At 61.3% G+C, this 12,142-nt stretch carries 8 protein-coding genes; 2 read left to right on the top strand and 6 right to left on the bottom strand.

The features are described 5' to 3' along the window. Position 1: 1 nt before the first annotated feature. From VGB22_03340 to VGB22_03315, 6 genes are all read right to left on the bottom strand, one after another. Complete coding sequence (locus tag VGB22_03340) at positions 2 to 1,678, bottom strand: hypothetical protein (protein HEX9750313.1); 1,677 nt, start codon at positions 1,676 to 1,678, stop codon at positions 2 to 4. An 86-nt stretch (positions 1,679 to 1,764) separates the two neighbouring features. After that, positions 1,765 to 3,405, bottom strand: coding sequence for a hypothetical protein (locus tag VGB22_03335; GenBank protein ID HEX9750312.1), 1,641 nt, complete (start codon positions 3,403 to 3,405; stop codon positions 1,765 to 1,767). A 106-nt stretch (positions 3,406 to 3,511) separates the two neighbouring features. Then, positions 3,512 to 4,966, bottom strand: a complete 1,455-nt coding sequence (locus tag VGB22_03330) for a sigma-54 dependent transcriptional regulator (protein ID HEX9750311.1) — start codon at positions 4,964 to 4,966, stop codon at positions 3,512 to 3,514. 83 nt (positions 4,967 to 5,049) lie between these two features. After that, a complete protein-coding gene (gene rnr / locus VGB22_03325) occupies positions 5,050 to 7,278 on the bottom strand; it encodes a ribonuclease R (protein ID HEX9750310.1) in 2,229 nt (742 codons plus the stop codon). A 51-nt stretch (positions 7,279 to 7,329) separates the two neighbouring features. Next, a complete protein-coding gene (locus VGB22_03320) occupies positions 7,330 to 8,358 on the bottom strand; it encodes a rod shape-determining protein (protein ID HEX9750309.1) in 1,029 nt (342 codons plus the stop codon). Between the two features lie 8 nt (positions 8,359 to 8,366). Next, positions 8,367 to 9,329: an HD domain-containing protein gene (locus VGB22_03315; protein ID HEX9750308.1), complete on the bottom strand. Its 963-nt coding sequence runs from the start codon at positions 9,327 to 9,329 to the stop codon at positions 8,367 to 8,369. 248 nt (positions 9,330 to 9,577) lie between these two features. On the opposite strand from VGB22_03315, the gene VGB22_03310 reads away from it, so the two are divergent. Both VGB22_03310 and VGB22_03305 read left to right on the top strand, forming a co-directional pair. After that, positions 9,578 to 11,014: an LptF/LptG family permease gene (locus tag VGB22_03310; GenBank protein HEX9750307.1), complete on the top strand. Its 1,437-nt coding sequence runs from the start codon at positions 9,578 to 9,580 to the stop codon at positions 11,012 to 11,014. Then, complete coding sequence (locus tag VGB22_03305; GenBank protein HEX9750306.1) at positions 11,011 to 12,096, top strand: LptF/LptG family permease; 1,086 nt, start codon at positions 11,011 to 11,013, stop codon at positions 12,094 to 12,096. The genes VGB22_03310 and VGB22_03305 overlap by 4 nt, the downstream gene beginning before the upstream one ends. The last annotated feature ends 46 nt before the right edge of the window (positions 12,097 to 12,142 follow it).

Here is a 12,142-nt window from a genome sequence, read left to right as displayed (position 1 = left end):
GTCACGGTGCGATGACGATGAGCATCTTCTGCTCACGCCCGGAAGGTTCCGAACGCGCCCAGAGAACATACGGGCCGGGTTTGACGCGACGCCCTGATTGATCGGAACCGTCCCACTCGAAAAGTCCCGTTGCGGCCGGATGGTTGTCGATCAGAGTCCGCACGGGCACGCCGTCGCGGTCGAAGATCTTCATGGTGAGCGATTCTCCGACATCAAGGCGGTAATCGATCACCATGCGCGCTCCCGATTGCAGCGAGAGCGGATTGGGAGACGCCATCATGGCCAGCCGACCGGCCCGCTCGCGGGACACTGAATTCGTCCTTCCGGGTGTCGCGCCGGATGCATCGACTGAGCCGGTCCAGTCATCGAGTCCGGCTATATGTGTTCCCAGATCGACACGTTCGACCGATCGATTGTCAGGATAGAGGGTTGTGTAGGGTACCGAGTCGACAACTTCACCTGCGGCTCCTATTACACGAATCATGTCATAATCATCATTGAGGGCCTGCCAGTTGCCGACTTCGATGATCAAACCATCAAACGGCGGATAGTGTGCGCGGAATGCGGTCTCGTCTCGTGCCAGTACCCAGAATGCGGCTGGCGGCATGAATCCTGCGAACGGCCCCAACGTTGAGGTCTGGCCTTTGTCGTCGCCGATTCTGACGCCGGACATGTTGATCGGGAATCCCGCCTGGTTGGAAATCTCGACCCACTCGCCCGGGCCGGCAGCCGATTCCGGATTGGCCAGATACTCCGAGACGATCAGCAGAGGGACAGTGTGCGCGACGATGGCTACCGCTGACTGTTCATTGTTCGCATCGAGGGCATCGTCATGCAGCCGGGCAACGATGCGATTGATGCCGGGTAGGGCCGTCAGCCAGTTGTAGTTGAAACGCATGGCCTCTCCTTCGGCCAGGGTGGGTACATCGACTTCGGTCAGAATCTCGGTCTCACTCGGCACGGTTTCCGGGTTTAACGCCCGTTCGAAAGTGAGGCGGCCGGACACGGGACCGAATCCCACATTCGTGACCGTTGCGCTGATGAAAATGTCCTCATGCCATCGTGGCGCGGACGTGGCAATCCAGACAGAATCGACCTGCATATCACCCCGTGCCGGCAACGCGGAGTTGTGTCGTCCGGGAGTCGATCCGGTCGGATCGTTGCATTGAGCGAAGTTGTCCGGTTCGTCGTGACGGTCGGGACGTTTCCGTTCCCATGACACGCCATCGGCCTGATTCGATGTCCAAGAGATCGTCGAGACATGTCCTGTCGGCAACATGAGCATGGCCGTGTCGCTGGAATTGCGTAACGCCATCGAGACGTTGATTACGGGATATGATTCGGAGGGATGATCGCCCCAGACACCGGAGTTGTCGCCCCAGTTGGATTCAAAGCTGTTGGCGCCGAGAATCTGTCGCGCGAGTATCACGAAACCGCCGGGCTCGATCAGCAGCGACGTGTCGATGTCGGTGCTGTCGCCACTGTCGATGTAGCGGTAGCCCTGCAAATTGGTCGCCCCATCGCCGGAATCGGGCCAATTGAGGACCTCGATCCACTCAGACGAAGTCACGCTCCCCGGTTCGTTGGCGAGCGCTTCATTGAGGATGAGTTCGGCCGAACTGGTGGAGCCCGGCAGTATGAGCGCCAGATAAACCGCCGTGCAAGAGATTGGCCTCAATGACATTCGTCGATGTGAGTGCGGCATGTTTTCGTCTCTGCGTCATCAGAATGTACGGCGAAGAGCCAAATCGGGCAAAGTGATCGCTATGCTCCGGTGACCAGCCGCATCCGCAGCTCCACCCGATCCTCTCGCAGGTGGCTCTCGAAACGCTGCCAGACGAGTGCGGCTTCGATGCGCCCCAAGCCGACCGGCAACACAGTCTCGGTGAAGTAGAGATACCAATACGCGTCGCCGGGGGTGTCTAGGTCGGGATCGACCCAGCGCACCGACGGGGACATGACAATCTGCCGATGAAGCCGCCAGCGTATGCCGGCGCCGGCGCGGATGAAGGGATCGGCATCGACGTGGTGGCGTCCATATTCGAATCGAATGTCGCCGCGTCTGTCGGACTTGCCGATGGTTGAGTATGCGCCGACCGCGTACAAATCCGGCTCGCGATCGATGCTTTTGCCACGAGCGTACGGCGTGAGTGAAACATCGCTGATCCGATGCTGCACGCGGACCGTCCAGTGGTGGATCAATGGCCCGTCGCGGGATTCTTTGTGCGTCATCCATTCCCAGCGGACCAGCCAGCGCATCGCCGGGCGAACACGCGTGTCGATGGAAAATCCGCGCTCGCCTGACGTGCGCGATGTGTAGCTCTCATTGATGCCATCGAGGATGATGCTTTCCCCGTCGCTGTGCGCGGGGCCGCCGCCCCAGGGGTTGACGAAGCCGGCATTGTACGCCCACGCTTGGGCGTGGACTCTTCCCTGTCTCAGCGGCCAGAGCATTTCCGCGGCCCTGGCGGATCGGCCGTCGTTGGTCATTGCGAGTTCGGCTAAGATCGCGCGCGCGTTGTCGCCGAATTGAACATGCCCCCCGGCCACTTGGCGCGAAAATTCATTCGTGCCGGCGCGATCATCGATGACACCAGACAGGGCATTGAATCCGATTCGCCACATATCGTGCCGACCGGCCACTTGCGCCGCAACGACACGGTCGACCCAGTCGCCGTTGCGGATGTCGGAGTAGAGAAGCGAGCCGGAGACGATTCGAGTCTCCTCGGATGCAAGCCAGACGCCGTTGAAGCGGCTGCGTGTCGGCCACAGAACCGAGCCATCAAGCGCGCGTGAACTGGTCGAGCCAAGGAATCGTGAGCGACGCCCGACGACCAGGCCACGTCCCCAGCGCGGTTCGATCGAGCCGACTTGTGCCGACAGCCCGTGATCGCTCCACGCCAATGTGCGTCGTCGCCACCGACCGTCAGCGCCGTCATGCTCCCAGTCGAACAGCCCGCGCCATTGTCCATACTCGAGACGCGCGATCGAGTATCCCTCGCCGTCGGCATCGCCTGAAAGGTCAGCATCGTAGCCGCTCCGTAGCGAGTATCGGATTGGGATTCCTTCGGCTACGTGCACAGTTTGCGGCGGGACCGTTTCAGTGATCAATTCAGCAGAATCGGGCGAGGTCAGGTATCCCGCGTCCGATCCGGGCAGTTGCTCCCAATCTTCGGAGGGGACCAGCGTTCCGTCGGCGCCGAGACGGTGCAGCTCAAGCAGGTCGAGAAACTCCTCGAAACTGATTTCGTCTTCGTTGAGCGCTTCCCAGAGGTCTTCTTCGGTTTGATAGGGGCGGACATCGGGCTGCTGGGCTAACACATTTGCGGCGAATAACAGCATCGCTGTCATTCCGAACGAAGTGAGGAATCTCCTACGCACAAAGTGCAACACTTTTCGTGTCATGGGCGGGCAAACATCGCTGTGCGATGACATCAGCCCAAGGGCTGACCGGCACACAATGGGTCGCAATGGAGATTTCCCGCTACGCTCGGATTTACCTTAGTGATACTCACAATCCAAACTGCTTGATCTTTCGATACAATGTGCGTTCGCCGATGCCCAGCATACGGGCGGCGCGCTTGCGGTTGCCGTGGGATTCGCGCAGCGCCGCCATGATGCGTTCGCGTTCGGCCTGACGCATCGTTTGGAATTCAGAAGCGCTCAGCGGACGGCCGTCGGCCTGTCGTCCGGCGCTGATGCGCTCCAGACGGCGGCGGATGTCGTCGAGGTCGTGTTTGAGTTCGGAGAGCGCGGCGAAGATCATCTCGCGCTCGACCGTGTCGGACCGGCGCTCGGTCACTACGGGCAGATGCAGCGGGGCGCGCACGGTCTCCAACAGCTCGCCGATGACGCCGGGATCGATCACGCCGGAGGGGAATCGCACCCCGGCGCGTTCGACGAAGTTGCGGAGTTCACGGACATTTCCCGGCCAGTCGTAATCGACCAGCCGCGCGAGTGATGATTCACCGAGCCGTCCGATGAGCGGACCCCCGCCGGTTTTGGCAACGGATAAATGATGCGCCAACAGCGCGGGGACATCGCCGCGACGTTGCCGCAAAGGCAATAGCGGCAGCCGTACCACCGCGAGACGGTAGTACAAATCGCGGCGGAACGCGCCGCGTCCGCTCTCGGACATCAGATCGCGATTGGTCGCGGCGACGATGCGGAATTCGACCGCGATCGACTTGGTCGCGCCGATGGGACGCACCTGCCGTTCTTCGAGCACGCGCAACAGCCGCGCCTGCACCGCCGGCGAAGTCTCACCGATTTCATCAAGAAAGATCGTGCCGCCGTCGACCGCCTCGAAGATGCCCTGCTTGCGGGCAAAGGCATCGGTGAACGCGCCTCGCTCATGGCCGAACAATTCGCTTTCGAGCAGTGTCTCGGGAAATGCGGAGCAGTTGAGCGCCAGGAACGGCTTTTTGCTGCGCGGGCTGTTGTGGTGGACCGCGCGCGCCGCCAACTCTTTTCCGGTACCCGATTCGCCTTCGATCAGGACAGTTGCATCCGATCCGGCAGCGGCCAAAATCAGGTCGGACGCCGCCCGGATCGATGGTGTGACGCCGATCCAGTTGCAACGGCGCACGCGGTCGCGTTCAGTCAATATCGATTGAATGCGGGAGCGCAGTTCGGCCGGATCGGATTCACGCATGATGGTCGCGGTCACACCCCAACGGTCCAGCGGCGTCTGGTCGCGTGAGGGCGGATCACCCAGCGCCACGAGGATGTCGGCCTGCGGCGCGCGCAGACGAACCTTGGCGAGCAGCTGATCCAATGCCAGGTTTTCACCGACCGCATCCAGCAGCACGGCATCGAAGGCATCCTGCGTCAGGCGACGCAATGCGCTCAGCGCGCTGTCGACGGCGGTGTGTGTCCCGCCCAGCGGTTCCAGCGACGAACGCCACTGTGCAGCGAGCGTGTCATCGGGCGTGACGGTGAAGAGTTGCGGTTCGGTGCGGGCCATGAATCGATCAGGTCCGACGCAGCGGACCATGCATTGTGAACGGAGCAATTATGGACAAACGATATGGCGCCAAACAAGCGGCATTACCCGGATGTCTTCCGGCCGGTCAACCAGGCGGGTCCGTGTTTCTGACGCGGACGAAATCGCCCGCGTCCGGGACGGGACGGCGCGGCGCCCTGGGAGTCGGCCAGGACCAGGTCGATTTCGCGTTTGACCGGATCGGTGCGAATCAGTTGCACGCTCACCGCATCACCGAGCGTGAAGGTCCGTCCGCGACGGCGTCCGCGCACGCACCAGCGGTCGCGGTCCCAGACATAGTAATCGTCGTCGATGCCGGAGAACCGCACCAGGCCGTCGATGCCCGCCTCCGTGATCGTTACGAAAAATCCAAACTCGAGAAACCCGGAGATGCGTCCTGTGAATTCATCGCCGATGCGCGACTCGAGATACTCCAGTTGCTTAATGCGCACCGATTCGCGTTCGGCCTCCTCGGCCGTGCGTTCACGTTCGGAGCACTGCTTGCCGATGACAGGGAGTGCCCCGGCGGCGGCATGCCGTTCGGACACCTTCCACGAGTGGGCGATGATCTTCTTGAGGTGACGGTGCACCCACAAGTCGGGATAGCGACGGATCGGCGAGGTGAAGTGTGCGTAGTGCGGAAACGCCAGGCCGAAGTGTCCGATGTTGTCCGGCTGGTAAACCGCCTTCATCAGGGAGCGCAGGAGAATGTTGTGAATCATGTCGCGGCGCGGGTCGTCTTTGGTCTGTTCCAGCAGCCGTGAAAGCTTTTTGGAGATACCACCGCCCTTGGGGGAGAAGCGCAGCCCCAGGGTTTCCACGAAGCCGGCGAATTCTTCCATCTTCTCCTGTGAGGGCGGGGCGTGGACGCGATAGAGGCACGGCAGCGTCTTGCGCAGGAATTCCGCAGCCGCGCATTGATTCGCTGCCAGCATGAACTCTTCGATCAACTGATGTGATTCATCGCTGCGCCGGTAGATGATCTGTGTCGGGTGACCCTCTTCATCGAGTATGACTTTCGCCTCGGGAACTTCCAGATCGAGACTCCCTTCCTTCATGCGCCTTTGACGCAGAGTCCGGGAGACAGAGCGCATTTGATCGAGCGTGTCGGCCATCGGCGTGACGGCGCGATCGGGCTTGCCGGAGGAGAAATACTCGCCGACTTGCTCGTAGGCCAGCTTTGCACTCGAGCGAATCACCGAATTGCAAAAACGGAACTTTAGGATGCGGCCGTCGTCGGACACGTCCATGATGCAGCTCATCGTCAGACGATCCCGCTGGGGGCGCAGGCTGCACAAATCGTTGGAAAGCCGGACCGGCAGCATCGGAATGACACGGTCGACGAGGTAGACACTCGTTCCGCGCTCGTACGCTTCGCGATCCAGTTCGCTGCCGTCGGTGACATAGTGGCTGACGTCGGCAATGTGGACCCCGAGCCGCCAGGTCGAATCGACGCTCTGCAGCGAGACGGCGTCGTCGTGATCCCTGGCATCAACGGGATCGATGGTGAATGTGAGAATGTCGCGATAGTCCTCGCGTCCTTCCAGCGCCGACGGCGACAGCCGCGCCGGAAAGGCCGCTGCCTCGGCGGTGACCGCGCGCGAAAACGCACGGGGCAGTTGGTAACCGGCGATGATGCGCTGGATGTCGACGCCGGGATCATCGGGGAATCCGAGGACTTCGGTGATCTTGCCGCACGGCGTGACATCGGAGGTGCCCCATTCGGTGATGCTGACCATCACTTGTTGTCCGACTTCGGCTCCGCCGGTGGCATTCTGCGGGACGAGGATTTCGCGCAACGGGTGCGACGGCTCGGGAACGACGTATGAAAAATGGCGGGACCGTTGATAGATGCCCAGTATCGGTTTGTTGGCGCGTTCGAGGATGCGGACAATTGCGCCCTCTGCGGAAGGGCCGTCGCGATACGCATGACGGCGCACCAACACGCGGTCGCCGTCGAGCGCGGTGCGACGATCGCGCGGCCGAATAAAGATTTCCTCCTGTGCGGCGGTGACGGCCGATTTGTCATCGCGGTCGACGCGGCTAAACATGTGCCCGCCGCGCCGCACGACAATCGTTCCGACAGCAAGATTGAGCGGATCAGGCGGCGCGATGCGGCCGCGCTTCAGACGGACCAACCGCCCGTCGGCGAGCAATGACTTCAAAACTGTGCGAAAGGCGCGGTACTCACGTTCGGGGATCGCCATCGCGCGCGCCAATTCGCGCGGACGGGACGGGCGGCCGACACCGTCGACCAGGAATCGGACGATCTGCTCAGGAGTGAATGACGGCATGAGAGAGTCGAAGCGGCGCGCGGTGCGTGTGCCGTGACGGGCCGCGGCGGCTCAATCGCGACGGCTCTTGATGAGCACCTTGTTGTACATCGCGAGATTTTCGAGGACGCGTCCGGTGCCGCGCACGACACAGGTCAAGGGGTCATCGGCGACATTGACCGGGAGATTCGTTTCCTGGCGGAGCCGTTTGTCCAACCCGCGCAGCAACGCGCCGCCGCCGGTCAACACAATCCCGCGATCGAGAATGTCGGATGAGAGCTCGGGCGGCGTGCGCTCCAGCGACTGACGGACCGCTTCGACGATGGCGTCGACCGGCTCGGAGAGGGCCTCGCGGACCTGCACCGAAGAGATTTTCATCGTCTTGGGAACTCCGGCGATGAGGTCGCGCCCTTTGATCTCCAGCGACTCCTCGCGGTCCATGGTGTAGGCCGAGCCGATCGCGATCTTGATCTGCTCGGCCGTCAATTCGCCGATCAGGAGATTGTAGTTCTTTTTCAGGAACAGGAGGATGGCCTCGTTCATCTCATCGCCGGCGATGCGGATCGACATGTTGTTGACAATTCCCGACAACGCGATGACTGCGATCTCGGAGGTGCCGCCGCCGACATCGATGATCATGATCCCCGACGGCCTGTCCACGGGCAACCCGACGCCGATCGCGGCCGCCATCGGCTCCTGCAGCAGGTAGACCTCCCGGGCTCCGGCGTTTTCGGCCGAATCGCGCACCGCGCGCTTTTCGACTTCGGTGATCCCCGACGGCACCGACACGACCACGCGCGGCTTCATCAGGTAACGGTGTCGGATGACGCGTCGGATGAAATCGGAGAGCAGTTTCTCGGTGATTTCAAAGTCGGCGATCACACCGTCTTTCAGAGGACGCACGGCACGTATTTGATCCGGCGTGCGTCCGATCATCTCCTTGGCTTTCGCGCCGACCGCGAGGATGCGTCCGGAGGACACTTCGGTTGCGACAACCGAGGGCTCGTTGAGGACAATACCGATCCCGCGCACAAACACCAGCGTGTTCGCGGTCCCCAAATCGATGCCGATGTCGCTTGATAACAGGTCGAAGAGTCCCACGCGCGTCCCTAATCCTTGTCGCCGCCGCTTCCCTGTCGGGGCGGGCCGAAATAAACATAACGGCCGATCAAATTGATATACTCACTCCAGCCGCCCTCGGGTGTCTTCTCCCGCACACGGCGCAGCGCCCCCATCTTCGAGTCGAGTTCGTCGGCGGAATACAGGACAAAGGCCTCCATCGTCTGCGGCACCACCGGCGATCCCTGCTCCAACAGACCCTGGTGCGAGACGATCAAATGCCGGAGGAGCCGTTCGGTGTCCGCCGAAAATCCATCGATGGAACGGATCGCCTGCGCGACGCGGAAATCGCCGGAATTGATGTGGCCGACCAACCGTCCCTCGTCACTGTAGTCGATGTACGAACTGACGGCGTACTGTTCAATCTTGCCGATATCGTGCAACAACGCTCCGCATGTCAAGAGATCGCGATTCAATTCCGGATACATCTCGCAGGCGTAGTGGCACAGACGCACGAGATTGAGCGAATGTTCCGCCAAGCCGCCGACGGTGTTGTGGTGCCAGAGCTTGCCCGCCGGGGCGGCAAGATACGCGCGTCTCACGGAATCATCGCCGAAGATTGCGGTCATCAGCGCGCGCAAGTGCGTGTCGGTCAGCCCCGCGATGGCCGTGTCGAGACCGCGTGCAAGATCCTCGGCATTGATCGATGAGACGGGCAGGAACTCCGCGGGATTGACTTCACCGTCCCTGGCGAGCCGCATACGGTCGACTCGAATCTGCGGACGTTCGCGGAATGTCCCGACCGTTCCACGGATCTTGACCACTCCCCCCACGGTCAGACCGTCGACGACGGTTTCGTAGCCATCCCACATCACTGCGTCGATGCGGCCGGTCGCATCGCCCAGCTCAAGCGTGAGACGTTCGCCGCCTGAGTGCTCACGTCGCTCGAGCTTGCGCAATGCAAAAAAACCATCGACGGAGTCGCCAGAGACAAGGTCGCGTATCGCCGTCATGATATCGGCTCGAATTGTGCGCTGCCGAACCGCTGGTCGTGAGTAAAGTCAAACCGCCAAACTCTGTTTGTCCCAACGGGTTCGGCACCCTCTGAACGTTCCCCCGCACCATCCGCAATGTCAAGAGAAAACCCAATCGAATCGTCATTGCAACCCAAAACCCAGAACGGGAAGTGCATAAACCTGCCACTCGCTGCGGCATATCACCTGTTGGGCATCTGGGGTCGTCTCTATATTCTGCGCCGAGCATGCAACGCATCGACCGATACGTTTTGCGCGAGTTGCATGGACCCTTCTGGCTGGCGCTGGTGGTCATCATGCTGGTGTTGGTGACCGACTTTGTGCCGGACGTGGTCAAGATGGTCGTGTCCAAGGGACTGCCGATTTCGATCATCGCTCAGGTGTTTGTCCTGAATCTCGCGTGGATGGCGGCGTTGGCGATTCCGATGGCGGTTTTGTCGTGCGCGCTGATGGGTTTTGGGCGATTGGCGGCCGATTCGGAGGCGCTGGCGTTGAAGGCGGCGGGCCTCTCGGTCTACCGCTTGATCGCACCGGTTCTGATCGTCGCCGCCGTGCTGGCCGGGGGCCTGATTGTTTTCAACAACGAGGTTCTTCCCGATGCCAATCACCAGGCGCGCATGCTGATGTCGGACATTCGCCGCAAACGCCCGACCCTTGACCTGAAGGCGGGTGTGATCGAAGATCGGATTCCCGGATACCACCTGCTGATCGAAACCATCGACCAACGCTCGTCGGATATCGCCGGGGTGACGATCTTCGACTTGAAGAATCGCAATGACCCACGCACGGTGGTCGCCAGGGACGGGTCGATGGAGTTTTCCGCCGACGGCAACACGTTGATTCTCAGTCTGCGCGACGGTGAAATCCACGAACGCGACCCCGGCGATATTCGCAAGTATCGGCGGACCGTGTTTCAATCGCAGACTTTTTACCTTTCGGGCGCGAGTGATGAATGGTCGCGCACCGAATCGCGCTACCGGACCGACCGCGAGAAGTCGGCTCAGCAAATGCAGCAGGACATCGCCGTGTGGCGCGAGGCGATCGGCGCTCGGTATGCGATCATCAACAACGCCTGCTCCACCATGGTCAGCGGGATCATGATCGGTCCGCCGCAGGAACCGGTCACCGATTATACGCTGCCGGAGGACCGTGCCGATTTCGATCGCGCGGAGACCCAGCAGGAGGCCCTCGTCCGTGCTTCGGATCGCGTCAAGCGCATCCGCGGCATCATCGAACGTGAGGCGTCGGCGATCCGCAACCAGCAGCGGCTGATCGATCAGTATTGCATCGAAATCTACAAGAAGTACTCAATCCCGGCCGCGTGCGTTGCCTTCGCGCTGATCGGCGTGCCGCTCGGTGTGCGGACCCGTCGGGGCGGCATCGGCAGCGGGCTGGGGATCTCGCTGGGGCTGTTTCTGTTGTACTGGGCGTTTCTCATCGGCGGCGAGGACCTGGCCGACCGCGGTATCATAACGCCATTCGTGGCGATGTGGACCGCCGATATCTTCATCGCGCTGGTCGGCGTCTGGCTGTTGTGGTCGGTCACCAATGAAGCGAATCTGCTGCCGTCCTGGCCGCGGCGCCGCACAGCCACGGACAGCAGATCGGGTGCGGGCCCGGTCAACGGCATGATGCCCTTGTCGGAGCGTGTGAGTTCTCCATGAAACGCATCGATCGCTACCTGATCGGAAAGTTCTTCTTCAATCTCGCGTGGGCGATCACCGCGTTCTGGGCCGTTTTCCTGATCGTCGATCTGGTGGAGAACCTCGACAAGTTTATCGATAAGGATGTTCCGGCCGCATCGATTGCGCTGTACTACTACTTCTACTCGCCGTACATCGTCATCCTGATCATGCCCATCGGAGTGCTGCTGGCCACGTTGTTTGCCGTCGGGTTTCTCGCCAAGCGCAATGAGCTGCTCGCGATGCGCGCCGCCGGGTTGTCACTGTGGCGGCTGGCGATTCCGTTTCTGTCGATGGGATTGCTCGTCGTGGCCGGAGTGTTTGTTGTCGGTGAGACCGTGTATCCGGAATTCGAGACCCGGCGCGGCGAGATGCGCGGGCTGTACATCCGGGGCCGCTCCCAACAGCCGGAGATGCTTCTCAAAGATCTCTTCGTCAGCGGCGGCGGCGGACGGGTGTACTTCTTCAAGACATTCAACACTCGATCCAATACCGGCGTTCATGTCTCCGTGCAGACCATGCGTGATGGGCGCCTCGTCGAATCGATCGAAGCGAAGGAAGTCAAGTACACCGGCGACGGCTGGGTCGGCACCGCGGTCGAACATCGCATCTTTTCGGAGCGCGCCGATTCGGCGGTGCAATATGCGATGGTCGAGGTGATGCCGTTTCCGGAATGGACCGAGACGCCCGAGGATATGGTGCGCAAACGCGTCGTGGCGAATCAACTGCGTTACGGGCAGTTGCAGGCCGCCATCGTCAGCTTGCGGCGCGCAGGAAATGAAACCTCCACCGAAGAAACCGAGCTGGCGTTGCGATTGGCATTTCCCTTCATCAACCTCATCGTCATCCTGATCGGGTTTCCCATCGCCTCACGCACCAGGCAGACCGGCATGGCGCTGAACTTCGGCATCGCCATGATGATTACGTTTGTGGTGCGCGTGCTCTACGAAGTCTTCCGCTCACTTGGCCACAATGGCGAACTCGAACCGTGGCTCGCCGCGTGGGGGCCGAACGTGATAGCGCTGGTCTTCGGCGTTGTGATTCTGGCGTTGGTGAGGAAGTAGCTTTGGGAAGGCGAAGCTTTGCTGAGCCTGAACGGCGCTGGAGAGC

The organism is Candidatus Zixiibacteriota bacterium, assembly GCA_036397555.1.
In the GTDB taxonomy this organism is placed as follows: domain Bacteria; phylum Zixibacteria; class MSB-5A5; order WJJR01; family WJJR01; genus DATKYL01.
Note: the sequence above shows the minus strand (reverse complement) of the source record. Positions and strands in the feature narration are given on the sequence as shown.